Annotated in this window: 26 protein-coding genes and 2 pseudogenes; 15 read left to right on the plus strand and 13 right to left on the minus strand. The window is 62.8% G+C overall.

Features of this window, described 5'->3' with window-relative positions:
• Nucleotides 1-286 precede the first annotated feature (286 nt).
• The gene (locus ACYCCG_RS16700; protein ID WP_459671203.1) at nucleotides 287-1,288 is read right to left on the minus strand and encodes an NADP-dependent oxidoreductase; all 1,002 of its coding nucleotides are present in this window, start codon (nucleotides 1,286-1,288) and stop codon (nucleotides 287-289) included.
• Between the two features lie 177 nt (nucleotides 1,289-1,465).
• On the opposite strand from ACYCCG_RS16700, the gene ACYCCG_RS16705 reads away from it, so the two are divergent.
• Entirely contained in the window at nucleotides 1,466-2,227 is a 762-nt protein-coding gene (locus ACYCCG_RS16705; RefSeq protein WP_459671205.1) for an SDR family oxidoreductase, read from the plus strand.
• Nucleotides 2,228-2,370: 143 nt separating this feature from the next.
• Here the strand turns inward: ACYCCG_RS16705 and ACYCCG_RS16710 are convergent, their stop codons facing one another.
• Complete coding sequence (locus ACYCCG_RS16710; protein WP_459671206.1) at nucleotides 2,371-3,114, minus strand: outer membrane beta-barrel protein; 744 nt, start codon at nucleotides 3,112-3,114, stop codon at nucleotides 2,371-2,373.
• 957 nt (nucleotides 3,115-4,071) lie between these two features.
• Between ACYCCG_RS16710 and ACYCCG_RS16715 the strand changes: the two are divergent.
• Nucleotides 4,072-4,551, plus strand: a pseudogene (locus tag ACYCCG_RS16715) (methyl-accepting chemotaxis protein); the annotation flags it as partial.
• Between the two features lie 204 nt (nucleotides 4,552-4,755).
• A complete protein-coding gene (locus tag ACYCCG_RS16720; protein WP_370853135.1) occupies nucleotides 4,756-5,460 on the plus strand; it encodes a methyl-accepting chemotaxis protein in 705 nt (234 codons plus the stop codon).
• Nucleotides 5,461-5,556: 96 nt separating this feature from the next.
• Here ACYCCG_RS16720 and ACYCCG_RS16725 read toward each other — a convergent pair whose 3' ends face one another.
• Nucleotides 5,557-6,747 (minus strand): benzoate/H(+) symporter BenE family transporter, encoded by a 1,191-nt coding sequence (locus ACYCCG_RS16725; RefSeq protein ID WP_209964282.1) that lies wholly within the window; start codon nucleotides 6,745-6,747, stop codon nucleotides 5,557-5,559.
• A gap of 144 nt (nucleotides 6,748-6,891) precedes the next feature.
• Here ACYCCG_RS16725 and ACYCCG_RS16730 point away from each other — a divergent pair, with 144 nt between their 5' ends.
• Both ACYCCG_RS16730 and ACYCCG_RS16735 read left to right on the plus strand, forming a co-directional pair.
• Nucleotides 6,892-7,494 carry a glutathione S-transferase family protein gene (locus tag ACYCCG_RS16730; RefSeq protein WP_176685806.1) on the plus strand — a complete coding sequence of 201 codons (603 nt, stop codon included), beginning with the start codon at nucleotides 6,892-6,894 and terminating at the stop codon, nucleotides 7,492-7,494.
• 150 nt (nucleotides 7,495-7,644) lie between these two features.
• Nucleotides 7,645-7,710 (plus strand): annotated as a pseudogene (locus ACYCCG_RS16735) (glutathione S-transferase family protein); the annotation flags it as partial.
• Nucleotides 7,711-7,847: 137 nt separating this feature from the next.
• Here the strand turns inward: ACYCCG_RS16735 and ACYCCG_RS16740 are convergent.
• From ACYCCG_RS16740 to ACYCCG_RS16760, 5 genes are all read right to left on the minus strand, one after another.
• On the minus strand, nucleotides 7,848-8,219 hold the full coding sequence (locus ACYCCG_RS16740) for a glutaredoxin family protein (RefSeq protein WP_010952857.1): 372 nt from the start codon (nucleotides 8,217-8,219) through the stop codon (nucleotides 7,848-7,850).
• 59 nt (nucleotides 8,220-8,278) lie between these two features.
• On the minus strand, nucleotides 8,279-8,824 hold the full coding sequence (gene folE / locus ACYCCG_RS16745) for a GTP cyclohydrolase I FolE (RefSeq protein WP_003252789.1): 546 nt from the start codon (nucleotides 8,822-8,824) through the stop codon (nucleotides 8,279-8,281).
• A gap of 70 nt (nucleotides 8,825-8,894) precedes the next feature.
• Complete coding sequence (locus tag ACYCCG_RS16750) at nucleotides 8,895-9,455, minus strand: Smr/MutS family protein (RefSeq protein WP_176685831.1); 561 nt, start codon at nucleotides 9,453-9,455, stop codon at nucleotides 8,895-8,897.
• Between the two features lie 174 nt (nucleotides 9,456-9,629).
• Entirely contained in the window at nucleotides 9,630-9,950 is a 321-nt protein-coding gene (locus ACYCCG_RS16755; RefSeq protein WP_176685830.1) for a hypothetical protein, read from the minus strand.
• An 85-nt stretch (nucleotides 9,951-10,035) separates the two neighbouring features.
• Nucleotides 10,036-10,626: a cysteine hydrolase family protein gene (locus ACYCCG_RS16760; protein WP_176685829.1), complete on the minus strand. Its 591-nt coding sequence runs from the start codon at nucleotides 10,624-10,626 to the stop codon at nucleotides 10,036-10,038.
• Nucleotides 10,627-10,807: 181 nt separating this feature from the next.
• Here ACYCCG_RS16760 and prmB point away from each other — a divergent pair, with 181 nt between their 5' ends.
• Nucleotides 10,808-11,716: a 50S ribosomal protein L3 N(5)-glutamine methyltransferase gene (gene prmB, locus ACYCCG_RS16765; RefSeq protein WP_021783085.1), complete on the plus strand. Its 909-nt coding sequence runs from the start codon at nucleotides 10,808-10,810 to the stop codon at nucleotides 11,714-11,716.
• Nucleotides 11,717-11,909: 193 nt separating this feature from the next.
• On the opposite strand, the gene ACYCCG_RS16770 is transcribed toward prmB, so the two are convergent.
• Nucleotides 11,910-12,692: a hypothetical protein gene (locus tag ACYCCG_RS16770; protein ID WP_209964285.1), complete on the minus strand. Its 783-nt coding sequence runs from the start codon at nucleotides 12,690-12,692 to the stop codon at nucleotides 11,910-11,912.
• Nucleotides 12,693-12,757: 65 nt separating this feature from the next.
• On the minus strand, nucleotides 12,758-13,720 hold the full coding sequence (locus tag ACYCCG_RS16775) for an alpha/beta hydrolase (protein WP_176685827.1): 963 nt from the start codon (nucleotides 13,718-13,720) through the stop codon (nucleotides 12,758-12,760).
• 472 nt (nucleotides 13,721-14,192) lie between these two features.
• Between ACYCCG_RS16775 and aroC the strand changes: the two genes are divergently transcribed.
• From aroC to ACYCCG_RS16790, 3 genes are all read left to right on the plus strand, one after another.
• A complete protein-coding gene (gene aroC, locus ACYCCG_RS16780; RefSeq protein WP_129933735.1) occupies nucleotides 14,193-15,284 on the plus strand; it encodes a chorismate synthase in 1,092 nt (363 codons plus the stop codon).
• A 142-nt stretch (nucleotides 15,285-15,426) separates the two neighbouring features.
• Nucleotides 15,427-16,581 (plus strand): MFS transporter, encoded by a 1,155-nt coding sequence (locus ACYCCG_RS16785; protein ID WP_339444680.1) that lies wholly within the window; start codon nucleotides 15,427-15,429, stop codon nucleotides 16,579-16,581.
• Complete coding sequence (locus ACYCCG_RS16790; RefSeq protein ID WP_459671214.1) at nucleotides 16,581-17,117, plus strand: oxidase; 537 nt, start codon at nucleotides 16,581-16,583, stop codon at nucleotides 17,115-17,117. Before ACYCCG_RS16785 ends, ACYCCG_RS16790 begins: the two co-directional genes overlap by 1 nt.
• A 219-nt stretch (nucleotides 17,118-17,336) precedes the next feature.
• Here the strand turns inward: ACYCCG_RS16790 and ACYCCG_RS16795 are convergent, their stop codons facing one another.
• The gene (locus tag ACYCCG_RS16795; protein ID WP_021783091.1) at nucleotides 17,337-17,609 is read right to left on the minus strand and encodes a DUF3509 domain-containing protein; all 273 of its coding nucleotides are present in this window, start codon (nucleotides 17,607-17,609) and stop codon (nucleotides 17,337-17,339) included.
• Between the two features lie 266 nt (nucleotides 17,610-17,875).
• On the opposite strand from ACYCCG_RS16795, the gene ACYCCG_RS16800 reads away from it, so the two are divergent.
• The gene (locus ACYCCG_RS16800; protein ID WP_209964296.1) at nucleotides 17,876-18,400 is read left to right on the plus strand and encodes an ankyrin repeat domain-containing protein; all 525 of its coding nucleotides are present in this window, start codon (nucleotides 17,876-17,878) and stop codon (nucleotides 18,398-18,400) included.
• A 60-nt stretch (nucleotides 18,401-18,460) separates the two neighbouring features.
• Entirely contained in the window at nucleotides 18,461-18,991 is a 531-nt protein-coding gene (locus ACYCCG_RS16805; protein WP_392513960.1) for a hypothetical protein, read from the plus strand.
• A gap of 123 nt (nucleotides 18,992-19,114) precedes the next feature.
• Here the strand turns inward: ACYCCG_RS16805 and ACYCCG_RS16810 are convergent, their stop codons facing one another.
• Entirely contained in the window at nucleotides 19,115-20,053 is a 939-nt protein-coding gene (locus ACYCCG_RS16810) for a ZIP family metal transporter (protein WP_392460459.1), read from the minus strand.
• 126 nt (nucleotides 20,054-20,179) lie between these two features.
• Here ACYCCG_RS16810 and ACYCCG_RS16815 point away from each other — a divergent pair, with 126 nt between their 5' ends.
• The 4 genes from ACYCCG_RS16815 to ACYCCG_RS16830 all read left to right on the plus strand — a co-directional run bounded on the left by ACYCCG_RS16815 (nucleotide 20,180) and on the right by ACYCCG_RS16830 (nucleotide 23,459).
• Nucleotides 20,180-20,371, plus strand: a complete 192-nt coding sequence (locus tag ACYCCG_RS16815) for a PLDc N-terminal domain-containing protein (RefSeq protein WP_004577083.1) — start codon at nucleotides 20,180-20,182, stop codon at nucleotides 20,369-20,371.
• A 139-nt stretch (nucleotides 20,372-20,510) separates the two neighbouring features.
• Nucleotides 20,511-22,568: an LTA synthase family protein gene (locus ACYCCG_RS16820; protein WP_459671218.1), complete on the plus strand. Its 2,058-nt coding sequence runs from the start codon at nucleotides 20,511-20,513 to the stop codon at nucleotides 22,566-22,568.
• Nucleotides 22,569-22,712: 144 nt separating this feature from the next.
• Nucleotides 22,713-22,949, plus strand: coding sequence for a hypothetical protein (locus tag ACYCCG_RS16825; RefSeq protein WP_021783096.1), 237 nt, complete (start codon nucleotides 22,713-22,715; stop codon nucleotides 22,947-22,949).
• 177 nt (nucleotides 22,950-23,126) lie between these two features.
• Entirely contained in the window at nucleotides 23,127-23,459 is a 333-nt protein-coding gene (locus ACYCCG_RS16830; protein WP_003252824.1) for a ribonuclease E inhibitor RraB, read from the plus strand.
• Nucleotides 23,460-23,707: 248 nt separating this feature from the next.
• Here ACYCCG_RS16830 and ACYCCG_RS16835 read toward each other — a convergent pair whose 3' ends face one another.
• On the minus strand, nucleotides 23,708-24,508 hold the full coding sequence (locus tag ACYCCG_RS16835; RefSeq protein ID WP_209964302.1) for a cytochrome c: 801 nt from the start codon (nucleotides 24,506-24,508) through the stop codon (nucleotides 23,708-23,710).
• Between the last annotated feature and the right edge of the window lie 488 nt (nucleotides 24,509-24,996).

Genomic DNA, 24,996 nt, shown 5'->3' on the forward strand with positions numbered 1-24,996 from the left:
GAACCATTGATGTGGCTGCACCCCCGATCCGTGTAGGAGCGGGTTTACCCGCGAATACGGTAGCGGCGGCAACGGTGAACGGCTGGTGGAAATTGGCCGGCAGGCCTGGCCCTTTCGCGGGTGAACCCGCTCCTACGATGGGATGTAGGAGCGGGCTTGCCCGCGAATGCGGTGGCTGCGGCGACGGTGCATGACTGGGGGATATTGGCCGGCAGGTCCGGCCTATTCGCGGGTAAACCCGCTCCTACGACGGGCTGTGTCGGGCCATTGGTGCCGTGCAGGGCGTTTAAACCTTCAACACCAACTTGCCAAAATTCTCCCCGCTGAACAGCTTCAACAAGGTCTCCGGGAAGGTTTCCAGCCCTTCCACCACATCCTCTTTGCTCTTCACCTGCCCGCTGGCCAGCCAGCCGGCAATCTCCTGCGCGGCCTTGCCGTAATCTTTGCTGTAATCCATCACCACAAAACCTTCCATGCGCGCGCGGTTCACCAGCAGCGACAGGTAGTTGGCCGGGCCTTTCACGGCTTCTTTGTTGTTGTACTGGCTGATCGCGCCGCAAATCACGATGCGTGCCTTGAAGTTGATGCGCGTCAGCACGGCATCGAGGATGTCGCCGCCCACGTTGTCGAAGTACACGTCCACGCCTTTGGGGCATTCGCGCTTCAGGCCGGCCAGCACGTCTTCGGCCTTGTAGTCGATCACGCCGTCAAAGCCCAGTTCGTCCTTCAGGTACTGGCACTTCTCGGCACCGCCGGCAATACCGACCACGCGGCAGCCTTTGATCTTGGCAATCTGCCCGACAATGCTGCCCACCGCACCGGCCGCGCCGGAAATGACCACGGTGTCGCCAGCTTTGGGTTGGCCGACGTCCAGCAGGGCAAAGTAGGCGGTCATGCCGGTCATGCCCAACGCTGACAGGTAACGGGGCAGGGGGGCCAGCTTGGGGTCGATCTTGTGCAGGCTCTGGGGCTCGCCGGTGAAGTAGTCCTGCACACCGAGGGCGCCGCTTACGTAATCGCCGGGCTGGTAGCCGGGGTGATTGGAGGCAACCACCTCACCGACGCCCAGCGCACGCATTACCTGGCCCAGGGCCACGGGCGGGATGTAGGACTTGCCTTCGTTCATCCAGCCACGCATGGCCGGGTCCAGCGACAGGTACAGGTTGCGCACCAGTATCTGGCCTTCGCCGGGTTGTTCGGCGGGTACGGTCTCGAAGCTGAAGTCGTCACGGCGCACGGCGCCGACCGGGCGTTTGGCAAGCAGGAAGCGGCGGTTGGTCTGGGTCATGGCGGGTCCTTGTGGGCTGTGGAGGGCGTAAGGCGTTCAATCTACCTTGTTGATGAAGGCGGTTGCTTAAAATCACTGACAAGCATGGTAGCCCAACCGTTGCTGTGATGATGCTGCCCGGCCGAGTGGTGGCTGACTATGCTCTGACCCCTACCCAAACCCTCACAGGAGCACGCGATGAGCATGACCTTTTCTGGCCAGGTAGCCCTGGTGACCGGCGCGGCTGCTGGGATCGGCCGGGCAACCGCCCTGGCGTTCGCCCACGAGGGCATGAAGGTGGTGGTGGCCGACCTCGACCCGGTCGGCGGCGAGGCCACCGTGGCGCTGATCCACGCGGCGGGCGGCGAAGCGCTGTTCATTGCCTGCGACGTTACCCGCGACGCCGACGTGCGCCAGTTGCATGAGCGCCTGATTGCCGCGTACGGCCGGCTGGACTACGCCTTCAACAACGCCGGGATCGAGATCGAGCAACACCGCCTGGCCGAAGGCAGCGAAGCGGAGTTCGATGCCATCATGGGTGTGAACGTGAAGGGCGTGTGGTTGTGCATGAAGTATCAGTTGCCCTTGTTGCTGGCCCAAGGCGGTGGGGCCATCGTCAATGCCGCGTCGGTGGCGGGGCTTGGGGCGGCGCCGAAGATGAGCATCTACAGCGCCAGCAAGCATGCGGTCATCGGCCTGACCAAGTCGGCGGCCATCGAGTACGCCAAGAAGGGCATCCGCGTGAACGCCGTGTGCCCGGCCGTGATCGACACCGACATGTTCCGCCGCGCCTACCAGGCCGACCCGCGCAAGGCGGAGTTCGCCGCAGCCATGCACCCGGTGGGGCGCATTGGCAAGGTCGAGGAAATCGCCAGCGCCGTGCTGTACCTGTGCAGTGACGGCGCGGCGTTTACCACCGGGCATTGCCTGACGGTAGATGGCGGGGCCACGGCGATCTGAGTGGATGCCGTGCGGGCTGCTTCGCGGGCAAGCCCGCCCTTTGCAAGTGCGATCACCAGGCCAAAGCCCACAATGTCGCGCATGGACAGGATGGGCGTGCCCAGGCCTTTCCTGAGCAAGCCGCGCAGGCAGCTGGCCCCCGGCTAAAAGCTGACGCCTATCTTCAAGCCATACTCGTCACGGGTTTGTTCGTCCGAGGCGGTCATCTGGAACTGCCCGTCCAGTTCATAGTTGTAGCGGCTGAAGTAAAGCGAAGCGTATACCGGCACAGTACCGTGTTGGTTGAAGAGCACGCTAAGTTCGGCAAAGGGGCTGGTGGTATCTTTCAAATCAACCTCTTCACTGCTGATGCCATGTATTTTCAATTGCGAGTCGCCATTGATGACCTGGCGTATGCCCGCTTCGAAACGCAGGGTGGCATTATTGAAGCGGTAATTGTACCCCGCTGCGAGCTTGGCGAATGGCGTGCGGTTGGTAAGGTCGACATCATGACGGCTGGTATTGGGCTCCAACCGGTTCCATTTGTAGCCGGCGCCCAGCAGCAGGTCGACTGAATGCCGTTCCGCCAACGCCAGCCGCCAGCCCAGGTCCAGGTCGGCCTGGCCGTCCTTGAGCTTCTGGTCATGCTGTTTCGAGTACATGCCGCTGGCTTCGGCCTGGTAGACAAGGCCTTGCCTGGCCGTCATCTTGTTGCCGTAATTGATGAATAAACCACCTTCGGGCATATCTTCGGTGTCATCCTTGGGGCCGTTCAATTCCAGTTGGGTGTAGCTCCCTTGTAGGCCGAGGGTGAATATCGGTGCGGTGGAAGTATCGGCATATCCAACGGTTGGCACAGTAAACAGCAGCAACGGGGTGACCACAGCAGTAAACATGGCTGTTTTCATTACAAACTCCAGGGTGCACTGCAGGTCCGGAGAACGGGCCAGTTACCGATCACGATAGCGACGTTTTTAATGTGTGCAGGGGTATTTAAAAAAATTTCAATACCCTCTGTTTGGCGCAAATTTAATGGCGTCAATAGTGTTTTATAAAGTGTGGATTGGAATAAATTAATGGCTTACTTGCGTCGATTTAATATGGGAAAGCACCGTCGCAGGTTGAGGGGCGGGCTATCATTGATGGCCTAGTGATATCGCTTACAGCGGGCACTGAAAGCGACCCCTTTGCAGCCAAAAACGACAAGACATAGCTATTTGACACTATTTTGGCGCCACCCCCTTGTTCATTGGCAGATAACGTTGCCACCCTTAGCCTTCGGGATAACCTCACTGGCTGAAAGGGGATCGGTGATGGGCGCGAGCAAGCACGGTGTGCTGGCCAACCTGGGCATGGCCCGCAAACTTGGCCTGGGCTTTGCCCTGGTGCTGCTGCTGACGCTGGCAGTGGCAGCTATCGGCGTTGTGGCGTTGCAAAGCGTTGGCCAGCGCTTCGACAGTTTGCGTCAGCTGGCCCAGTTCAATACCGACTTGCTGCGTTTGCGCGAGCATGAGCAGGCATTTGCCCTGCGCTCCGATATTCAGCAGGCCGACGCCTTGCGTGGCGGCCTGCAGGGTTTGGTCGAACGCGCCCAAGGCCTGCCGGCGCTGGCCGCGGCGCAAACCGATCTTGCCGCCTATGGCCAGGCATTCGAAGCCTTTGTCGAGGCTGTGCAGGCCAAGGAGCTGGCGCTGGACATGGCCAGCTGGTCGGTGTCCAACGTCTCCAATAACCTTGATGTGCTGCAGGCCGGCCTGGCCGATGACGGCGCATATACCCTCAAGCAGTCCCAAGGCCAGCAGGGTAGCGAGTTTCTTGAGCAAGCCGCGCAGGTGGCCCAGGTGTCGCGGCTGATGCTGCAGGCCATGGACGAAGCACGGGTGCGTCTGGATAAAAGCCGCAAGGGCGAGGAGGGTGTCAGCCAGGAGCGTATTGCCCAGACGGTGGAGGCCGCCGGCCTGGTCAGCCAGTTGCAGGGTGCGGTTGGCGATGCCGGTTACCAGAGCGTGCTGGGTGAAGTGGCTGGGCACATTGGCAGTTTCTCGGAAAAACTCAACGAATACACCGACCAGCTGGCCCGCGAGCAGGGGCTCAAGGCGCAGTTGCAAGCCAGCGCCGAGCGGGTGACCGGGCGTGTCGACCAAGCCTATCTTGGGCAAGAGCAGGCCCTGCAAGGCGAGCTGCAGCGTAATGCCCTGGCCATCGGCCTGGCCACGGCGCTGGCGTTGCTTGTAGGCGTGTTGGCGGCCTGGCTGATTACCCGGGCTGTGGTCGGCCCGTTGAAGCATGTGATTGCCCGCGCCCAGCGCATTGCGGCGGGTGAACTGGGCTTCGACGCCCAGGCACCGCGCCGGGATGAGGTGGGGCAACTGATGCAGGCCATGCAGCAGATGGCGGCGGGGCTTTCGGGCATTGTCAGCGGCTTGCAGCAGGGCATCGAACAATTGGCCGGCAGCGCCCAGGCGTTGTCGACGGTGACCGAGCAGACCAACCGCGAGGTGGGCAGCCAGAAAGAGGAAACCGAGCAGGTGGCGACCGCCATGCAGCAGATGACTGCCACCGTGCACGATGTGGCGCGCAATGCCGAGGAGGCGGCGCAGGCGGCCCAGGCGGCGGACGAGAAGGTCGACTCCGGTCAGCAGGTGGTGCGCCAGAGCATGCAGCGCATCGAGCAACTGGCGTCGGCGGCAGAAGCTGCCAGCGCCGGCATCGACAGCCTCAGTGCCGAAATCCACACCATTGGCGACGTGCTGGAAGTGATCAAGAGCGTGGCCGAGCAAACCAACCTGCTGGCGCTCAATGCCGCCATCGAGGCTGCCCGCGCCGGCGAGCAGGGGCGTGGCTTTGCCGTGGTGGCCGATGAAGTGCGCGCGCTGGCTCGGCGTACCCGGCAATCCACCGAGCAGATCGAAACCTTGGTGGCCAGCCTGCGCGGCAATGCCCAGCAGTCGGTGGCGCAGATCCGTGGCAGCACCGAGTTGGTACGGTTGGCCGTGGCTGATGCCCTGCAGACCGAAAGCGCGTTGGGCAGCATTGCCGCAGCGGTGTCATTGATTCAGCAGATGAACCAGCAGATTGCCGCAGCCGCCGAGCAGCAGAGTTCGGTGGCGGAAGAGATCAGCCGCAGTGTCACGCAGATTCGCGGCAGTGCGGACCAGGCGGCGTTGGCGATGCAGGACAATGCCCGGTCCAGTGTCGAGCTGGCGCAGCTGGGCACCGATTTGAAGGGCATGGTGGGGCATTTCAGGTTGTAATCTCGTTGCCTGTGGCGGCCCATTCGCGGGTTTTGTGATTTCCCGTTGTAGGAGCGGGTTTACCCGCGAATAGGCCGCCACAGGCAACAACAACCCTCACCCCCTGCGCGGGTTAAGCATCACCAAGGCCAATACCCCCGCCACAATCCCCCAGAACGCTGAGCCAATCGAGAACAAGGTCAGCCCCGAAGCGGTCACCATGAAGGTGATCACCGCTGCCTCCCGCTCGCGCGCCTCGCTCATGGCCACGGTCAAACCGTTCATGATCGAGCCAAACAGCGCCAGTGCCGCGATCGACAGCACCAACTCTTTCGGCAATGCCGCGAACAGTGCCGCCAAGGTGGCGCCGAACACCCCGGCAATGCCGTAGAAAATCCCGCACCACACCGCCGCGGTGTAGCGTTTGTTCGGGTCTTCATGGGCATGCGGCCCGGTGCAGATCGCCGCGCTGATCGCCGCCAGGTTGACCCCATGCGAGCCGAACGGCGCCAGCACCAGCGAGGCGAAGCCGGTGGCCGAAATCAGCGGCGAGGCCGGTACCTGGTAGCCGTCGGCACGCAGTACGGCCACGCCGGGCATGTTCTGCGAAGTCATGGCCACCACGAACAGCGGAATGCCGATGCTGATGGTTGCCGCCAGCGAGAAGCTTGGCGTGGTCCACACCGGCTTGGCCACTTCCAGGTGGAAGCCGCTGAAGTCCAGCAGGCCCAACGCGCCGGACAATGCCGTGCCCACCAACAGTGCGGCCAGCACGCAATAGCGCGGCGACAGGCGTTTGACCAGCAGGTAGCTGAAGAACATGCCCAGTACCAGCAATGTGCGGTGCTGCGCGGCCACGAAGATTTCGCTGCCGATCTTGAACAGGATGCCCGCCAGCAGTGCCGAGGCCAGCGAGGCCGGAATGCGCTTGACCAGGCGCTCGAAGCTGCCGGTCAGGCCGCACGCCAGCACCAGCAAGGCACAGGTAATGTAGGCACCAATGGCCTCGCCATAGCTGACCCCACCCAGGCTGGTGATCAGCAGCGCCGCGCCGGGGGTGGACCAGGCGATGGTGATCGGTGTGCGGTAGCGTAGCGACAGGCCGATGCTGCACACCGCCATGCCGATCGACAGCGCCCAGATCCATGACGAAATCTGCGCGGTGGTCAGCCCGGCTGCCTGGCCGGCCTGGAACATCAGCACCAGCGAACTGGTATAGCCGGTGAGCATGGCAATGAAGCCGGCGACCACCGCCGACGGGGAGGTGTCTGCCAGGGGCCGCAGACGTGCGGAAGTGGCATCGGTCATGAACAAAATCCTTGTAAAGGTGTAAGCAGTTTTTTCAGACTACAGCGAGCAAGGTTGATCCTTGCCATACAGCGGCCATTGCTTTTAGCCGTACAGTCGCCACATATTGGGCGCAATTGCGAAACTGCTTTGCAGGGAGAGTCGATGTACAAGGTCTATGGCGACTATCAGTCGGGTAACTGTTACAAGGTCAAGCTGATGTTGAGCCTGCTGGGCCGGCCGTATGAATGGCACCCGGTGGACATTCTCAAGGGTGAGACCGAAACGCCCGAGTTTCTGGCGATGAACCCCAACGGCAAGGTACCGGTGCTGGAACTGGAAGACGGTAGTTACCTGTGGGAGTCCAACGCCATTCTCAACTTCCTGGCCGATGGCAGTGAGTTCCTGCCCAGCGAGCCGCGCCTGCGTACCCAGGTGTTGCAGTGGCAGTTCTTCGAGCAGTACAGCCACGAGCCGTATATTGCTGTGGCGCGGTTCATCCAGTTCTACCTGGGCCTGCCGGACGAGCGCCTGGACGAGTACCGCAAGTTGCACAAGGGCGGCTACAAGGCGTTGAGGGTGATGGAGCGACAGTTGCAGATGACGCCTTACCTGGTGGGTGAGCAGTACTCGATTGCCGATGTGGCGTTGTATGCCTACACCCATGTGGCGCAGCAGGGCGGGTTCGACCTGGCAGAGTACCCGGCGGTAAGGGCCTGGCTGGAGCGGGTCAGCAGCCACCCGCGGCATGTGCCGATGGTGGGTTGAAAACCGACCTGTTTTCCAGGCTTGTGGGAGCGGGCGTGCCCGCGAACACGGGCGTAGCCCGTGCCAACCACCGCGGTGCCTGCTTCGCGGGCTCGCCCGCTCCCACAGAGGGATCTGCAGCGTCAGTCAGATGGCGGCAAACCGCTTATTCCGGCGGTAAGGGCCTGGCTGGAGCGGGTCAGCAGCCACCCTCGGCATGTGCCGATGGTGGGTTGAAAACCGACCTGTTTTCCAGGCGCTTGCGCAATCCTTGTGGGAGCGGGCGTGCCCGCGAACACGGGCGCAGCCCGTGCCAACCACCGCGGTGCCTGCTTCGCGGGCTCGCCCGCTCCCACAGGGATCTGCTTCGTCAGTCAGATGGCGGCAAACCGCTCATCCAGGTAAGCGATGATCGCCTTGGACTCGTACATCCAGGTCACCTTGCCGGCTTCTTCAATGCGCAGGCATGGCACTTTCACCCGGCCGCCACCTTCTTGCAGGGCCTGGCGGTGCACCGGGTCGTTCTTGGCGTCGCGCAGCGCCACCGGCACGTTCAACCGGTGCAGGGTGCGGCGGGTTTTGACGCAGAACGGGCAGGCGTGGAACTGGTACAGCGCCAGCCCCTTGGCCGCTTGCTCGATGCGGGCCTGGGCGGCGGCGTCGCGCTTGCGTTTGGCCGGACGGCTGATCCAGTCACCGAACACGATGAGCTGGCCGAGGCCAACCCGCAGGGCTTTGACGATCATGGGCAACTCCTGAAATGCAAAAGCCGACCCTTAAGGGTCGGCTTGGGGCCAGCAACCAATCACTTGATCAGGCTGAGGAACTCGCTGCGGGTGGCGGCGTTATCGCGGAACTCACCCAGCATCACGGAGGTGATCATGGTCGAATTCTGCTTCTCGACACCGCGCATCATCATGCACATGTGCTTGGCTTCGACCACCACGGCCACGCCCGCAGCACCGGTTACCTGCTGCACGGCTTCGGCGATCTGGCGGCTGAGGTTTTCCTGGATTTGCAGGCGGCGGGCGTACATGTCGACGATACGTGCCACCTTCGACAGGCCCAGTACCTTGCCTTTTGGCAGGTAGGCAACGTGTGCCTTGCCAATGAACGGCAGCATGTGGTGTTCGCACATCGAATACAGTTCGATGTCCCGGACCAGCACCATTTCGCTGTTGTCAGAGCTGAACAAAGCGTTGTTGGTGACTTCTTCCAGTGTTTGCTCATAACCGCGGCAAAGGTACTTCATCGCCTTTGCAGCCCGCTTGGGCGTGTCGAGCAGGCCCTCACGGGAGACGTCCTCGCCAATCTGGCTGAGGATCTCGGTGTAGTTCTGTTCCAGGGACATGGATCTACCTGTGGGAAAAAATCGCAAAAACGAAGGGTACGGCGGTGAGGGCGGCGCTGCAAGCGCGGCGTTACTCGTCGCGGCCTTCGAGCATGGTTCGCTTCAGCATCACATACACCGCGCCAGTGCCGCCGTGGCGGGCACTGCACGAGGCAAAACCGAGCACTTGCGGGTGCTGGCGCAGCCAGGTGTTGACGTGGCTCTTGATCATCGGGCGCTTGCCGTCCAGGCGCGCGGCCTTGCCGTGGGTCACCCGCACGCAGCGGACCTCCAGTCTGGTGGCTTCGGCGATGAAGTCCCACAAGGTTTCGCGGGCCTTTTCCACCGTCATGCCGTGCAGGTCGAGGCTGCCCTCGAACGGAATCTGCCCCAGCTTCAGCTTGCGCAGTTGGCCTTCCTGTACGCCGTCGCGGCGCCACATCAGCTCGTCTTCGGCGCCTACGTCGATGACGAACTGGTCGGACATGCCGTCGATGACCAAAGCCTTGTCACTGCGCACGGTTGCCGCCTGGCGCAGGCCGGCCAGCTTTTGGCGATCGGCCTTGGGCTTGCCGACTTCGGCACGATCGTGACGGATCGGTTTTACGCCGCGCACTTCGGCCTTGAACAGGGAAAAATCGTCGTCTTGCATGATGCCTCCACGTAGGCGGCGTAGTTTACGCGACTGTGGGGCCGTGTGCAGCCTGTGCGGGCCTCTTCGCGGGTGAACCCGCTCCTACAGGTACCCCGACGTCTTCAGGCTCTGTGACATCCCTGCAGGAGCGGGTTTACCCGCGAAGAGGCCCGCACAGGTTACGCAAAACCATCAATCGTGCTTCTTCATCAGGTGCGGCGACAGGTTCAGCTCCCGCCCGCGGCGCAAGCGGATACGGCTGCGCCGCCAGAAACGCACGCCCAGCCACAGCAGCAACAAGCCAGCCACGGTGAGGATGCTGGACAGTGGCTTGTTGGTGTTGAGTTCCTGCAGGGCAGGGTAGTTGCCCAGCAGGCCGGCGACGCCGGCCATGGCCAGCAACACGCCCAGCGTCGCCAGCAGGGCCGACAGGCCGGCCGCCAGGCGGGCGCCCCAGTTACGCGGTTCGCGCGGGCGCAGGCGCTTGGCGTCGAAACTGCCTTTAAGCTTCATTCCGCTCTCCTCGGTGGATATCCGGAATTCGACCTGCTGCTGCCCATCGGGTTCCGCCCGGCTGCCGGGCGGTCCTGCAAGCCGCTCAGATCAGGCTGGCGGTGGGGGCCACGCAAGCGAAGTTGTCAGCCATCACGGCCATTTCGCACTGGTGAATCTGCGCGGCCGGAATGACGCCGTCCTTGAATGCCAGGTCGCGGGTGGCCGACGCGTCTTCTACCAGGGTGCACCGATAACCATAGTCCTTGGCGCGGCGAACGGTGGTGCTGACGCTGGAATGGCTCATGAAACCACAGACGATGAGGTCCAGGTGGCCCAGCTCCTGCAATGTTTCGTGCAGCTTGGTGTTCTTGAACGCGTTGGGCATGCGCTTTTCGATGACGATTTCACCTTCCAGCGGCTCCAGCCCTGGAATGAACTCACCAGCCGGCCCCTGGGGGTCGAAGCGGCCCCCGACAGTGCCCAGGTGGCGAACATGGATGATCGGACGGCCGCTTTTACGGGCGGCGTCGAGCAACCTGGCGATGTTGGCCACGGCCTCGTCCATGCCCGACAGCTTCAGGGGACCGTTGAGGTACTCCTTTTGTGCATCGATGATGATCAGGCTGGCGTGGCTCAGCTTGGCCGGCGGATAGTCGCGGCCAGTGAGGCGAAACATCGTGGTTGGAACGGACATCAAGGGCTCCTTGGATAGGGCTTTTGTATACCTATTCTCCCCTGCCTTGACGCCAATGGGAATGGTTGACAACGCAAGCGGCATGGTTACTGGCTTGTGGCTAGCCTTTGGGCAAGGCAAAGGAACAAATGTGCGGGTGGGGCTGTTAGACTTTTGTCCGGTCTGAAAATAGGAGTACCCCGTGATCACATCCCGTCTGCGCACGCTGCGCGACTACATCCGCTGGGCGGTCAGCCGCTTCCACGAGCATGATCTGTTCTTCGGTCACGGTGCCGATAACGCCTGGGACGAAGCCCGCATGCTGGTGCTCGGTGCCGTGCACCTGCCATGGGAGGTGGCCGACAGCTACCTGGACTGCATGCTCGAGGACGACGAGCGGGTACGCCTTCAGCACCTGCTCAAGCGCCGTATCGAAGAGCGTGTACCAGCCGCCTACCTGCTGGGCGAGGCGTGGTTCTGCGGCATGTCGTTCATCGTCGACGAGCGGGTGCTGGTGCCGCGTTCGCCCATTGGCGAGCTGATCGAAAAACGTTTCGAGCCGTGGCTGGCCAGCGACCCGGCGCGCATTCTGGACCTGTGCACGGGGTCGGGTTGCATCGGCATCGTTGCTGCCGACGTGTTCCCCGAGGCCGAGGTGGTGTTGGCCGATCTGTCGTTCCAGGCCCTTGAAGTGGCCAACCAGAACATCGAACGCCATGGCCTGGACGGTCGCGTGTACACCGTGCAGGGCGATGGCTTTGGCGGTTTGCCGGGGCAGCGTTTCGACCTGATCCTGTCCAACCCGCCGTATGTCGATGCCGAAGACTTCGACGACATGCCGGCCGAGTACCACCATGAGCCCGAACTGGGCCTGGCCTGCGGCAGCGACGGCCTGGACCTGGTACGGCGGATGCTGGCCGAAGCGGCTGACCACCTGACCGAGAAGGGTTTGCTGATTGTCGAAGTGGGCAACAGCCAGGTGCATGTCGAGGCGTTGTACCCCGAGGTGGACTTTGCCTGGCTGGAATTCGAGCGTGGCGGGCACGGGGTGTTCATGCTCACTGCGGAGCAGTGCCGCCAGCATCAGGAACTGTTCAAGGCCCGCGTTTAGGCTATTTGGGGCTGCTGTGCAGCCCATCGCGACACAAGCGTGTGGGAGCGGGTTTACCCGCGAAGAATACACCGCGGTGGATGGCACGGGCTTCGCCCGTGTTCGCGGGCAAGCCCGCTCCTACACGGATCGCGCCAACTTTTAGAAATTGAGCAAGACACAAGCGGCCCAATCTTTACCGGCTGGTGCGCTCTTAGCGGGTTGCAATCCAGATCAACAGCCCTGCCTGGAACACGGCAAACGCCACCAGGCAAGTAATGGTGAAACGCAATCCGCCGTCTTCGCGCTGGTATTTGGCCACGCGCTCATCCCGCTCGCGCAGTTGCCCTTCCTTTTCCAGCAGTTGCTGGTCCGCCTGCTGCAGCAGGTTGGCGGCATCCAGAATCTCCACCCGTTGCAGGCGCTCGCTGCTCCAGACGGCCTTCAGCTGGCCCACCGTCATATCTGCGGTACGGCCCTTCAGGTGCTGGCTGTCCTCGTACTGCACCTCGATACCCACCCCGCGCAAGCAGTGGTCACGGCGCAGGCGTGAGTCCTCGTTCAGGGCGTCCTTGCTAGGCAGCGCCATACCTTCCACCCGGTAGTGCGACCACTTGCGCTGCAACCACTGGGCGGCCTGGGCCAGCATGAAACGGCCGATACCGCGGTTCACGGGCTCCACTTGCAGGCCATTTTCATTGCCAATACGCACCAGACGCTCGGCATGGTCGACGCGGATGTCCAGGCGGTTCTGCTCTTTGTGCACCTTCTGGCCCGGCAACTGGATTTCCATGCGCAGCAGGCTGTGCGCCTTGTCATGGCGCTCGGCATAGCCGAACTGCACAAAGCGCAGCGGCCGCGCGCCGGTGCTGCGGTCGGTCGGTAGTGCTGCCAGGCGTAGCAGCTGGAAATGTTCGGCGGTCAGCTCGCCCCAGGGCAGGGCGGGGGCTTCCTGGGGTTCTTCGGCCGGCTCGACGGCGGTGGGGGAGGTGGTCATCAGGGCTTGTCCTCAGCTATGCCTGCTGTATCGGCAGGCATGCCCGAGACCTGAGCCTGTTTGACTTACGCCGCAGGCAAATGCTGGATGAACGTCACAATTCGCTCACCCAGTTCGTGCGCCAGCGGCAGTTCGGGGTTGAGGTAGCTGTCGCGTTGCTGGCTCATGCCCTTGGGGCTGATGCGCAGCATGTGATTCATGCCATCGATCAGGACCAGTTGCGCATCTGGCTTGGCCGCTTTCAGCCGTTGGGCGTCGGTCACGTCCACCTGCACGTCATTGCGCCCCTGCACGATCAGCGCGGGCATGGGCAGGCGGGCAAAGGCGGCTGCCGGGTTTTGCTGGAACAGCGAGATCAGGTAAGGCTGCACGCTGGGGCGAAACACCTGGCGCAGCGGCGCTGGTACATCCAGGCTGGTCTGCCCGGCCTGCAGGCGGTCGAGCAGGGCACTGCCACCGGCCAGTTGCGCCGGCGGCAGGCGCTGGGCCAGTTGTTCGCGCAGTACCTCGGCCAGCGGCCGGCCGCTGCCGGCCAGGGTGATGACCGCGCTGGCGCCAGCCTGCTCGGCGGCCAGGCTGGCAATCAGTGCGCCTTCGCTGTGGCCAATCAGGATCAGCGGGCCGAAGCGCGGGTCGGCTTTGAGCTTGTGGCTCCAGGCGACCACATCGGCCACATAGCGCTCCACGCTGAGGTCACGCTCGTCAGGCGTGGCCGGCTGGCTGGCGGCCACCCCGCGTTTGTCGTAACGCACGCTGGCAATGTGTTCGTTGGCCAGCAGCAGGGCCAGGCGCTTGAGGTTGTCGACCTTGCCGGAGGCCGGGTTGTTGCCGTCGCGGTCGGTGGGGCCGGAGCCGGCGATGATCAGCACCACGGGCGGCGGGGTGGCCTGTTGCGGCAGCAGCAGGCTGCCGTGCAGCACGCCCTGGCCGGTGTCCAGGTCGATCGGGCGTTGTAGCACAGTGGGTGCGGCGGCCTGGGCCAGGCCGGTGCACAGCAGGAAGAACAAGGCGACGAGGCGCGACATCATGCGGTACTACTTGGGGAGATGTGGGTTTGACCCACTGTTTGCGGGAAGGTTCTGGGGGGCGAATTGCAGGTTCGGCCCTTTCGCGGGCACGCCCGCTCCCACAGGTATTTCACAGCATTTGGATCTGTGGTGATCCTGTGGGATGCAGGTTCGGCCCTTTCGCGGGCACGCCCGCTCCCACAGGTATTTCACAGCATTTGGATCTGTGGTGATCCTGTGGGATGCAGGTTCGGCCCTTTCGCGGGCACGCCCGCTCCCACAGGTATTTCACAGCATTTGGATCTGTGGTGATCCTGTGGGATGCAGGTTCGGCCCTTTCGCGGGCACGCTCGCTCCCACAGGTATTTCACAGCATTTGGATCTGTGGTGATCCTGTGGGAGCGGGCGTGCCCGCGAAGAGGCCCGCACAGGCGATCAAACCATCTGTATACTGCTGCTTTCGTCCATTTCAGGCAGAACTCGCGGAGCGTCCATGTCCGGCAATACCTACGGCAAGCTGTTCACTGTCACCACCGCTGGCGAGAGCCATGGCCCGGCGTTGGTCGCCATTGTCGATGGATGCCCACCGGGCCTGGAAATTTCCCTCGCCGACCTGCAGCACGACCTTGACCGGCGCAAGCCCGGCACCAGCCGGCACACCACCCAGCGCCAGGAAGCCGACGAGGTAGAAATCCTTTCCGGCGTGTTCGAAGGCCGCACCACCGGCTGCTCGATCGGCCTGCTGATCCGCAACACCGACCAGAAGTCCAAGGACTACTCGGCCATCAAGGACCTGTTCCGCCCGGCCCACGCCGACTACACCTACCACCACAAGTACGGTATCCGCGACTACCGCGGCGGCGGCCGCAGCTCGGCCCGTGAAACCGCCATGCGTGTGGCCGCCGGCGCTATCGCCAAGAAGTTCCTGGCCACCCAGGGCATCACCGTGCGTGGCTACATGAGCCAGCTGGGCCCGATCGAAATCCCGTTCAAGACCTGGGAGTCGGTGGAGCAAAACGCCTTCTTCAGCCCCGATCCGGACAAAGTACCTGAGCTGGAGGCCTACATGGACCAGCTGCGCCGTGACCAGGATTCGGTGGGCGCCAAGATCACCGTGGTCGCAGAAGGCGTGATGCCCGGGCTGGGCGAACCGATCTTCGACCGCCTGGATGCAGAGCTGGCTCACGCGCTGATGAGCATCAACGCGGTCAAGGGCGTGGAAATCGGCGCCGGCTTCGCCAGTGTGGCCCAGCGCGGCACCGAGCACCGGGACGAGCTGACCCCGGACGGCTTCCTCAGCAACAATGCAGGCGGCATTCTGGGCGGTATTTCTTCGGGCCAGCCGATCGTTGCCCACCTGGCACTGAAGCCCACTTCCAGCATCACCACCCCGGGCCGCTCGATCGATGTCGATGGCAACCCGGTGGACGTCATAACCAAAGGCCGCCACGACCCGTGCGTGGGCATACGCGCCACGCCGATTGCCGAGGCGATGATGGCCATCGCGTTGATGGACCACCTGCTGCGCCACCGCGCGCAGAATGCCGATGTGCAAGTGAATACCCCGGTGCTGGGCCAGCGCTGATCCACCTGCACCGGCCTCTTCGCGGGTAGACCCGCGCCTACATTGGGATATCACTGCCCTCAGGTGCAGTGACAGGGTGAAGTCCGCGTAGGAGCGGGTTCACCCGCGAAGAGGCCGGCCCAGGTCCCCACAAGGCCATCCCATGCAACCCGTCCCCTACTGGCGCCTGTCCAGCTTCTACCTGTTCTACTTCGCCCTGCTGGGCTCCACCGCCCCCTTCCTGGCGCTGTACTTCGACCACCTGGGCTTCTCCCCGGCGCGCATCGGCGAGCTGGTGGCCATCCCCATGCTGATGCGCTGCGTCGCCCCCAACCTGTGGGGCTGGCTGGGCGACCGCACGGGCCAGCGCCTGTTGATCGTACGCCTTGGCGCGCTGTGCACCCTGGCCACTTTCGCCCTGATTTTCTTCGGCAAAAGCTACGCCTGGCTGGCGCTGGTGATGGCCCTGCACGCGTTCTTCTGGCATGCGGTGCTGCCGCAGTTCGAGGTCATCACCCTGGCCCACCTGCACGGGCAGACGTCGCGCTACAGCCAGGTACGTCTGTGGGGGTCGATCGGTTTCATCCTCACCGTGGTCGGCCTGGGCCGCTTGTTCGAGTGGTTGAGCCTGGACATCTACCCGGTGGCCCTGGTCACGATCATGGCCGGCATCGTCGCCGCCAGCCTGTGGGTGCCCAATGCCCAGCCGGTGGAGCAGGGCGGGCGCAGCAGTACGGGGGGCTTCCTGCAGCAGTTGCGTGCCCCGGGGGTGATCGCGTTCTACGCATGCGTGGCACTGATGCAGCTCAGCCACGGGCCTTACTACACCTTCCTTACCCTGCACCTGGAGCACTTGGGCTACACGCGCGGTGCCATCGGTCTGCTCTGGGCGCTTGGGGTGGTGGCCGAGGTGCTGATGTTCATGGTCATGAGCCGCCTGTTCGCCCGCTTCAGCGTGCAGCGTGTGCTGTTGGTCAGCTTCCTGCTGGCGGCATTGCGCTGGCTGCTGCTGGGCAACCTGGCCCAGGAGCCAGCAGTACTGATCTTCGCCCAGTTGCTGCATGCGGCCACCTTTGGCTGCTTCCATGCTGCCAGTATCGCGTTCGTCCAGGCCAGCTTCGGCGCCCGCCAGCAGGGCCAGGGCCAGGCGCTTTACGCAGCGCTGTCGGGTACCGGCGGTGCGCTGGGGGCGCTGTACTCAGGCTACAGCTGGAAGCTGCTGGGCCCCACCTTCACCTTTGGTATGGCCAGTGCCGCAGCCTTGGCCGCAGCCGTTATCATTGCCCTTTGTTCGCAACCGACCAGGACCCGCCCCTGATGAGCATTCTCAGCGTTTTCCACCCCGCCAGCCCGGCACTGCCGAACAAGGTGCTGACTCACCACGATGATATCGCCGCTACGTTGGCCGAGCAGGGCGTGCGCTTTGTGCATGCCGAACCTGGCCTGCGGGTGCGCCCGGGCACCGCCCAGGACGAGGTGCTGGATGTTTGCCGCGAGTACCTGGATGAGTTGATGACGGCGCATGGCAGCAAGGCCTTCGCGTTGCTCAACCGCGACGGTGAAGACCCGGCACAGGTCGATGTGCGTGATGAACATGTGCATGAGGCCGACGAGCTGTTCGCCGTGGTCAGCGGGCGGGCGCAAGTAGGCCTGCGGCTGGGTGACTGGGTGTATTCGGTGCTGTGCGAGAAAGGTGACCAGCTGCTGGTACCGGCCGGGACGCGGCGCTGGGTTGAGCTGGGGGATGCACCGTTTTGCCTGGCGTTTCGCTTGTACGGCAGCGAGCAGGGCATGCAGGCGCGGTTTACCGGGGATGTAACGGCGCGAGCGTTTCTGGGGATCGACGAGTTGTAATGGCATTGCCGGCCTCTTCGCGGGTGAACCCGCTCCTACAGCGGTTGCGCCGCCCTTAGGCACCGCGCAGTCAATGTTGCGCCGCCCTTAGGCACCGCGCAGTCAATGTTGCGCCGCCCTTAGGCACCGCGCAGTCAATGTTGCGCCGCCCTTAGGCATCGCGCAGTCAATGTAGGAGCGGGTTCACCCGCGAAGAGGCCAGTTCAGGCAATACACCCCTCAGCGGTAAGTCGGCAGGGCAAACCGCTGCTGGCTCTGCAGCATCGAGATCACCGGCAATTCGCTGGCCTCTTCAGCCAGGTCACGACGGATGGCACTGATCGCCCAGGACAGCTGTTCGGCACTGTGCAATTGCCCATAAGTCAGCACCCGGCGGGTAACCTTGCCATCCGCTGCGCGCAGGGTAAGCAGTACACCGCCATCGGGCCGGGCTTGGGTATTTACCTGATAGGCCGAAAATACCGAGGCGAACTTTTGCTGGATGAGGTCCATATCAACTCCTGGCTGGTGTGTGGCAGACATGAGTTGATGGTTGCAGTGACCGTGCCAGAATCCTGTTTGGCAAAAAACCCAGTAAATACAGGCTGTTACGGAGAATTTTCAGAAGCGGTATCGTGCAAGCTGCATGGTCATGCATTTTGCACAGTGCATTTTGCACGGGTCAGTACTTGCCTATCAGCCTTATAGAATCTGAACCTTTGACCACCATGGCATGCCTGACGAACACTTGGGCCATCAATTATGCCAGGAGGTTCCCTATGTCCAGCCAAACCGCGCCCGCCACCATGACCGATGACGAAACCGCAGCGTTCGCCGAGCAGGTGTTCGAACGTGCCCGCCAGGGCGATGCCGAAATGCTCGGGCGCCTGCTTGCCAGCGGCCTGCCGGCCAACCTGCGTAACCACAAGGGCGATACCCTGCTGATGCTGGCCAGCTACCACGGCCACCACGATGCGGTGCGTGTGCTGCTGGAGCAGGGTGCCGACCCGCTGATTGCCAACGACAATGGCCAGCTGCCGATTGCCGGCGCCGCATTCAAAGGGGACCTGGCGATGATTCGCCTGCTGGTGGAGCATGGCGTGCCGGTGGATGCCGCCGCGCAGGACGGTCGCACCGCGCTGATGTTGGCGGCCATGTTCAACCGCAGCGAAATCCTCGACTACCTGCTGGCACAAGGGGCCAACCCGACGCACCAGGATGCCCGCGGCATCACCGCCCTGATGGCGGCGCAAACCATGGGTGCAGCAGACACCGCCGCGCGCCTGCAAACGCTGGCCGGCTAACCGCCAGGGGGCATTTGCGGCTATCCTTGGCGCCTTTTCACCCGTCGCAGGCCCCCTTTCATGAAAACTCAGTTGCTTGAATTCATCAGCCTCATTGGCGCCGGCTGCATGCGTGAGGCAGACATCGAGCGTATCGCCGACGAGGCCGCCCAGGCCTACGCCGACCCTGTCGCCTTCCTGGCCGCCAACCCCGACATCAACTACGACGACACTTTCCCGATTCCTTTGGGTGAATGGGTGGTGCTGGGCAGCCTGCCGGATACCGTGGTGTTCCAGGCCGACAGCTATCAGGAGCTGTTCCAGCAGATCAGCGACTCGTTCGACAATAGCGTGCCGTTTACCCTCAAGCCCAAGCAATTGGCCCGTACCGAACCACTGACTGCGCTCAACCGCATCCAGGTACAGATGGGCGCGCTGAACAAGGAGGCGGGGGGGTATGTGCTGCTCAACTTCAGCCAGTTGCTGGATGACGAGATGCAGATGGTCATGGTGGGGCAACAGGACCTGGCGCGGGTAATGGAGCTGGGTGCAGCGCTGGGCATCAAGGTCGAGCCGGCGCTGGAGGCTTTGAAAGTCGCCGTCCACATCTGATACCAGTGATTGCTTGTTCGCGGGCATGCCCGCTCCCACAGGTACTCCAGCGCATCAGGCCCTGTGATAACCCTGTGGGAGCGGGCGAGCCCGCGAAGAGGCCGGCTCACGAAACATCAATCTTCAGCCCAGCGCAGTGTCGAGAAACATCATCACCGCAAACCCACCCATCAACCCCAGGGTCGCCGCTGTCTGGTGCCCATTGCGGTGGGTTTCGGGGATCACCTCGTGGCTGACCACAAAGATCATCGCCCCTGCCGCCAGCCCCATGCTGATCGGGTAGGCGAGGGCAAAGCCGGTAGAAATCCCCAGCCCGATCACCGCCCCTAGCGGCTCCATCAGGCCCGACCCAATCGCCACCAACGCAGCCTTCAGGTTCGAAAGCCCCGTGGCGCGCAAGGCCAGCGCCACGGCCAGCCCTTCGGGGATGTCCTGGATGGCGATGGCACTGGTCAGCGGCAGGCCGATGTTCATGTCGCCATTGGCAAAGCTCACGCCGATCGCCATGCCTTCAGGCAGGTTGTGCAGCGTAATCGCCAGCACGAATAGCCACACCCGGCTGATGCGCTCGGCTTCAGGCCCGCACGGGCCGGTGCTTTCGTGTTCATGCGGGGTGAAGCGGTCCAGGCCCAGCATCAGCAGCACACCCAGGCCCATGCCCAGCACCACGGTAAAGGCGGCGGCCGGGCCGTTGCCGGTGATCTCGCGGGCAGCCTCCAGGCCCGGCAGAATCAGCGAGAACGAGCTGGCTGCCAGCATCATGCCGGCAGCGAAGCCCAGCATCACGTCCTGGGTGCGCGCGTTGACATCGCGCAGCACCACTGCCAGCACGGCGCCCAGCGCGGTGGCGCCAAAGCCGGACAACCCACCCAGCACGGCCAGGTGCAGGTTGTCGGCATGGTCGCCGTTCACCGCGTTCCAGAGGCTGGCGGCCAGCAGTACGCACACCGCCAGCAGGCTCAGCCCCAGGCCGGCGCTGAGCCAGGGGGTATCGGTGACCTGCTGGCGCCAGGCTTGCAGCAGTGAGGGTGGGGCGGCGCTTTGGCTGTGGGCGGATGGCATGCGAACCTCGAATCAATGAATGCAGTCAGTCTACCGAGGGACCTGCGACATCCGCCAAGGATTCCCTTCTATTGGCGCGATAGCTGACTATGCTGTGCAGCAAAGCCTCTGGACAGGAATTCAGACATGGGATCTACCTTCAACAGCCTGGTCGGGCTGATCATTCTGGCGCTGGATATCTGGGCCATTCTCAACGTGATCAAGAGTGGCAGCGAGATGGGCATCAAGGTCTTGTGGATCTTGTTGATCGCTCTGTTGCCGGTGGTGGGGCTGGTGATCTGGGCGATTGCCGGGCCGCGGGGGAACGTGCGGCTGTAGGCGCGGTACCGACATAGCCAGTAATGGGACCGTGACACAATTTTCACATTGATTTAAACAGAATCCGCATCCGCATAATGCTGCGTTGGTCTAGCGCCATCGCCTCTTCGCAAACCGCAATCCTAGGACCTTCCCATTCATGGCTAATACGGATGCCTTGAAGCAACAGGGTGCGCGAACGTCATTTTCGCCGACCCTGAAATCCCACCTGGCCTACACGCTGCTCAGCGGCCTGGTGATCATGCTGATGCTCAGCCTCGTGCGCCTGGCGTTGCTGGCCTACAACAGCGACATGGTCGGTGATACCCCATATTCGACTGTCGCCGAAGGCTTCCTCAACGGCTTGCGCTTCGACCTGCGGGTGGTGGTGTACATCAGCATCCCACTGCTGCTGGCCATGCTCAGCCCCTGGGCCATGGCCCGGCGCGGGGTGTTCCGTTTCTGGCTGACCCTCGCTTCGAGCGTGGTAATGTTCCTCGGCCTGATGGAAATGGACTTTTACCGCGAGTTCCACCAGCGCCTCAACGGCCTGGTGTTCCAGTACATCCAGGAAGACCCGAAAACCGTCATGAGCATGCTCTGGTACGGTTTCCCGGTGGTACGCTACCTGCTGGCCTGGGCCTTCGGTACCTGGCTGCTGAGCCTGCTGTTCAAAGGTATCGATCGCGCTACCCGTGCCGAAGGCCTGCACCGCGTTGCCCCGTGGTACCACCGCCTGGCGGTGTTCATGGTGATCTTGCTGGTGGCGGTGGCCGCTGCCCGTGGCACCCTGCGCCAGGGCCCGCCGATGCGCTGGGGTGACGCTTTCACCACGGACTCCAATTTCGTCAACCAGTTGGGCCTGAACGGCACCCTGACCCTGATCGACGCCGCCAAAAGCCGCTTCGACGAGGACCGTGCCAACATCTGGAAGCCAGTACTGGAGCAGGACGTGGCCACGCAAAGTGTGCGTGAGCAACTGCTCACCGCCAACGACACGCTGGTCGACGCCGACGAAGCCGCTATCCGCCGCGACTTTGTACCGCCGGCTGATCGTACCCTGCCGACCAAGAACGTGGTGGTGATCCTGATGGAAAGCTTCGCCGGCCACTCGGTAGGCGCGTTGGGCAGCCCCAATAACATCACCCCGTACTTCGACAAGCTGGCCAAAGAAGGCCTGCTGTTCGACCGCTTCTTCTCCAACGGCACCCATACCCACCAGGGCATGTTCGCCACCATGGCCTGCTTCCCCAACCTGCCTGGTTTCGAATACCTGATGCAGACTCCGGAAGGCGGCCATAAGCTGTCGGGCCTGCCGGCCCTGCTCGGCGCCCGTGACTACGACGACGTGTATGTCTACAACGGCGACTTTGCCTGGGACAACCAGTCCGGGTTCTTCGGCAACCAGGGGATGACCACCTTCATCGGCCGTAATGACTTCGTCGACCCGGTATTCTCCGACCCGACCTGGGGTGTATCCGACCAGGACATGTTCGATCGCGGCAACGAAGAGCTGGCCAGGCACGATGGCAAGAAGCCGATCTACGCGCTGCTGCAGACGCTGTCCAACCACACGCCGTATGCGCTGCCGAAGGACTTGCCGGTAGAGAAGGTTACCGGCCAGGGTCGGCTGGACGAACACCTGACCGCCATGCGTTATTCGGACTGGGCGCTGGGCCAGTTCTTCGAGAAGGCGCGTAAAGAGCCTTACTTCAAGGACACCCTGTTCGTCATCGTCGGTGACCATGGCTTTGGCAACCACCAGCAGGTTACCGAACTGGACCTGGGCCGCTTCAACGTGCCATTGCTGCTGATTGCCCCGGGCATTCAGGAGAAATTCGGTGCGGTGAACCACACCGTGGGTACCCAGGTCGACATCGTGCCGACCATCATGGGGCGCCTGGGTGGCAAGGCTCGCCACCAGTGCTGGGGACGCGACCTGCTCAACCTGCCCGAGGGTGACCAAGGCGTGGGCATGATCAAGCCGTCGGGCAGCGAGCAGATCGTCGGGCTGGTGCAGGGTGATCGCATCCTGATCGAGTCCAAGGACATGAGCCCGCGGATGTACCGCTACCAGTTGGGCAGCGAGTTCAAGGCCGAGCTGATCGAAAGCCCGGACCAGCCGGAAATGCTCAAGAAGCTGGAAGCGTATATCCAGACGGCGACCAAGAGCCTGCTGGATAACACCGCTGGCGTGGTGCACGGCACACCGAAGTAAGCGGGTGCCGCGTTGCGGCCCATGCGCGGGCAAGCCCGCGAATGGGCCCGGCACAATTCTCCCGGACTGAACATTCTCCCCGTCCCAAGGTCAGTTATTCAGGCATCACACACCTGGTGTTCGTTGACTGAGAGGGTCCGTTCAATGAAAGAGTGGGAAGTCATCTTTGCCGACCAGAAGGGCGAACCGTCCGCATTGCTCTTGCATGCCGAGCATTGCCCCAGCGAGGAAGACGCTGCGCGGGCCATCCGCTCACACCTGTTTCCGGTGATGGACGAGCTGGACCTCAACGACTTCCAGGACCGTATCATCTCCCCGACCGCTCGCTGGCTCAAAGAGCACAGTGGTGTGACCATCACCAGCATTCACGAAGCACCCTGAACCACACGTTTGCGTGGTGCCTTGGCAGGCGCTACGCTGGTGGAGGGCCTGCCTGTTCTGTGGGTTGGCGCCGCCTCAATAATTCGCGTCTTGCATCAGCTCGAACTGCCCGGCCGTTGCCGGCAGGTGCGTAGTGCACGGAAAGTCTATCCATTGCTTTATTCAGGAGGACGATTCATGAGCAGCCAGAACGACGATATCAGCAGCAACGTCCTGCGCCAGATGAAAGCAGGCGGTTTCGACTTCACCCAGATCCACCCCATCGAGTTCTATGCCGTATTCCCGGACGAAGCAGGGGCCCGTCGTGCAGCCGGGCAGTTTCGCGGGGAATCGCTCAATGCCCAGGTGAAGGAGCTGGGCGACGGTGCCTGGCACCTGGAACTGAGCAAGGTCATGTACGCCACCCATGGCGGGATTGGCGACTTTGAAGAGGCCTTCGAGCAGTTGGTGACACCGTATGGGGGTGAGGTGGAAGGGTGGGGCGTCAAGCACGAACGGCTCACGGCCTGACAGTTTTGTGTTGGCCCCTTCGCGGGTTAACCCGCGCCTACACATTGATGGATGGTGGACACCACCTGCCGTTGTAGGAGCGGGTTTCACCCGCGAATACGGTGGCGGCGGCAACGATGAACGGCCAGGGATATTCGCCAGCAGGACCGGCCCTTTCGCGGGTAAACCCGCTCCTACGACGGTCTGTGTTCAACCCCCGGTGTGTGTCCATCACCTTGTAATCGATAGACTCGCCCCCGCCGAGGCCCTCAAGGCTTGCGCGCTGCCATGTGCCCCAAATAGGCCAGCAGCGCATCCAGTTCCTGTTCACTCAACACACTTTCGGCAAACCCCGGCATCTTCGCCTGCGGCCATTGCCGCAGGCTTTGCGGGTCGCGTATCAACTTGCGCAAATAAACCGGCTGAAAATACTCGGTCGGGTTATGCGGCACATTCAAGTCCGGCCCCACCTGCCCATCTCCCGCCCCGTTCAACCGGTGGCACACCAGGCAGTTCTGCTGGAACAGGGCAAAGCCCTGGCGCACCGGGCTGTCGGCCGGCAGTTTCGGGTCGGGCAGCAGCGCGGGAAACCGTTGGTCCACCGGGGCCAGCTTGCGAAGGGTGGCAATCTGGAAGGGCCACTGCTCAGGGCGAATACCGCTGGCCTGCGGTGCAGTCCACACCAGGTAGAACGGCCCGGCACTTGGCTTGCCTTGGCCCAGTGGCGGCCACGGCTTGCCTGGGTCTTCCACGGCCAGCCAGGCGCGTGCCGGCCCTTGCTGCAACAGGGGCGCAGCGGGCATTTCGGCGGCAAAGCCATCCAGCGCCACGGCCTGCAGGTGATCGCTGGCGCGCACACCTTCCAGCAGCGTGGCCAGCGGCACCGCTCGATAGCGCATGGGGCGTTTGTAGGAAACGTCCTGTTCGATGCTGATGTCCTGGGCCTCAGGGTGGCCAAGCAGTTCGGCGCTGCTCCACTGGCGCGGTGTAGCGCCCAGTTCAAGGTGCAGTTGCGCCGCCGACAATGGCAGGCTCAGAAGCAACGCTAGCAGGGCAAGGCAGTGGCGCATAGGCAATCTCCGACCATCAAGGCCAGCAGGTTACCTGTGCGTTGCCCGTTGGCGCCACCGCCGCCGTCAGCCAAACAAACGTGTCAGGTTCGGCAAGATCAATAGCAACGTGGTGGCGAATAAAATGAGCCCGGCTTGGCGAATTTTCGATTGTCTGAACATGGCGGACCGCCTTCTTGTTGTTATTCCTGAATACCCGTTGGCTTCCTTGTCGCGTTTCGGGTCGATCACAGTGGCGTTGCGTGGCGCCTGACTGCTTGCCTCTTGAAAGTGGATATACATCCAACAGTAGGGTGTGCGTTATCCATGCTTGAGAACCCTTTGTTCTAACCAAGTGGTTAAACCATTTCTTCTGGCTATGAGGCCAAGTGCCAGCCAGCTGGCATGCTCTATCTAGACAGTGGCGCAAGTGCCAGGCACGCACCGACGAAATGTGACCGTTCGTCAGCGCAGCCTACTTGCTTGTACGTGCCTTTCGCGGCAGTCTC

The organism is Pseudomonas sp. VEM90 (genome assembly GCF_054611535.1).

Bases quoted from the DNA above. Each gene is read 5' to 3' on its own strand.
- ACYCCG_RS16775 (WP_176685827.1), bottom strand. From the start codon at position 13,720: ATGATGTCGCGCCTCGTCGCCTTGTTCTTCCTGCTGTGCACCGGCCTG.
- ACYCCG_RS16725 (WP_209964282.1), bottom strand. From the start codon at position 6,747: ATGACCGATGCCACTTCCGCACGTCTGCGGCCCCTGGCAGACACCTCC.
- aroC (WP_129933735.1), top strand. From the start codon at position 14,193: ATGTCCGGCAATACCTACGGCAAGCTGTTCACTGTCACCACCGCTGGC.
- ACYCCG_RS16770 (WP_209964285.1), bottom strand. From the start codon at position 12,692: ATGACCACCTCCCCCACCGCCGTCGAGCCGGCCGAAGAACCCCAGGAA.
- ACYCCG_RS16705 (WP_459671205.1), top strand. From the start codon at position 1,466: ATGAGCATGACCTTTTCTGGCCAGGTAGCCCTGGTGACCGGCGCGGCT.
- ACYCCG_RS16710 (WP_459671206.1), bottom strand. From the start codon at position 3,114: ATGAAAACAGCCATGTTTACTGCTGTGGTCACCCCGTTGCTGCTGTTT.
- ACYCCG_RS16790 (WP_459671214.1), top strand. From the start codon at position 16,581: ATGAGCATTCTCAGCGTTTTCCACCCCGCCAGCCCGGCACTGCCGAAC.
- folE (WP_003252789.1), bottom strand. From the start codon at position 8,824: ATGTCCCTGGAACAGAACTACACCGAGATCCTCAGCCAGATTGGCGAG.
- ACYCCG_RS16795 (WP_021783091.1), bottom strand. From the start codon at position 17,609: ATGGACCTCATCCAGCAAAAGTTCGCCTCGGTATTTTCGGCCTATCAG.
- ACYCCG_RS16800 (WP_209964296.1), top strand. From the start codon at position 17,876: ATGTCCAGCCAAACCGCGCCCGCCACCATGACCGATGACGAAACCGCA.
- ACYCCG_RS16830 (WP_003252824.1), top strand. From the start codon at position 23,127: ATGAGCAGCCAGAACGACGATATCAGCAGCAACGTCCTGCGCCAGATG.
- ACYCCG_RS16835 (WP_209964302.1), bottom strand. From the start codon at position 24,508: ATGCGCCACTGCCTTGCCCTGCTAGCGTTGCTTCTGAGCCTGCCATTG.
- ACYCCG_RS16760 (WP_176685829.1), bottom strand. From the start codon at position 10,626: ATGTCCGTTCCAACCACGATGTTTCGCCTCACTGGCCGCGACTATCCG.
- ACYCCG_RS16810 (WP_392460459.1), bottom strand. From the start codon at position 20,053: ATGCCATCCGCCCACAGCCAAAGCGCCGCCCCACCCTCACTGCTGCAA.
- ACYCCG_RS16820 (WP_459671218.1), top strand. From the start codon at position 20,511: ATGGCTAATACGGATGCCTTGAAGCAACAGGGTGCGCGAACGTCATTT.
- ACYCCG_RS16805 (WP_392513960.1), top strand. From the start codon at position 18,461: ATGAAAACTCAGTTGCTTGAATTCATCAGCCTCATTGGCGCCGGCTGC.
- ACYCCG_RS16740 (WP_010952857.1), bottom strand. From the start codon at position 8,219: ATGATCGTCAAAGCCCTGCGGGTTGGCCTCGGCCAGCTCATCGTGTTC.
- ACYCCG_RS16825 (WP_021783096.1), top strand. From the start codon at position 22,713: ATGAAAGAGTGGGAAGTCATCTTTGCCGACCAGAAGGGCGAACCGTCC.
- ACYCCG_RS16700 (WP_459671203.1), bottom strand. From the start codon at position 1,288: ATGACCCAGACCAACCGCCGCTTCCTGCTTGCCAAACGCCCGGTCGGC.
- ACYCCG_RS16750 (WP_176685831.1), bottom strand. From the start codon at position 9,455: ATGCAAGACGACGATTTTTCCCTGTTCAAGGCCGAAGTGCGCGGCGTA.
- ACYCCG_RS16815 (WP_004577083.1), top strand. From the start codon at position 20,180: ATGGGATCTACCTTCAACAGCCTGGTCGGGCTGATCATTCTGGCGCTG.
- ACYCCG_RS16785 (WP_339444680.1), top strand. From the start codon at position 15,427: ATGCAACCCGTCCCCTACTGGCGCCTGTCCAGCTTCTACCTGTTCTAC.
- ACYCCG_RS16755 (WP_176685830.1), bottom strand. From the start codon at position 9,950: ATGAAGCTTAAAGGCAGTTTCGACGCCAAGCGCCTGCGCCCGCGCGAA.
- ACYCCG_RS16730 (WP_176685806.1), top strand. From the start codon at position 6,892: ATGTACAAGGTCTATGGCGACTATCAGTCGGGTAACTGTTACAAGGTC.
- ACYCCG_RS16720 (WP_370853135.1), top strand. From the start codon at position 4,756: ATGACTGCCACCGTGCACGATGTGGCGCGCAATGCCGAGGAGGCGGCG.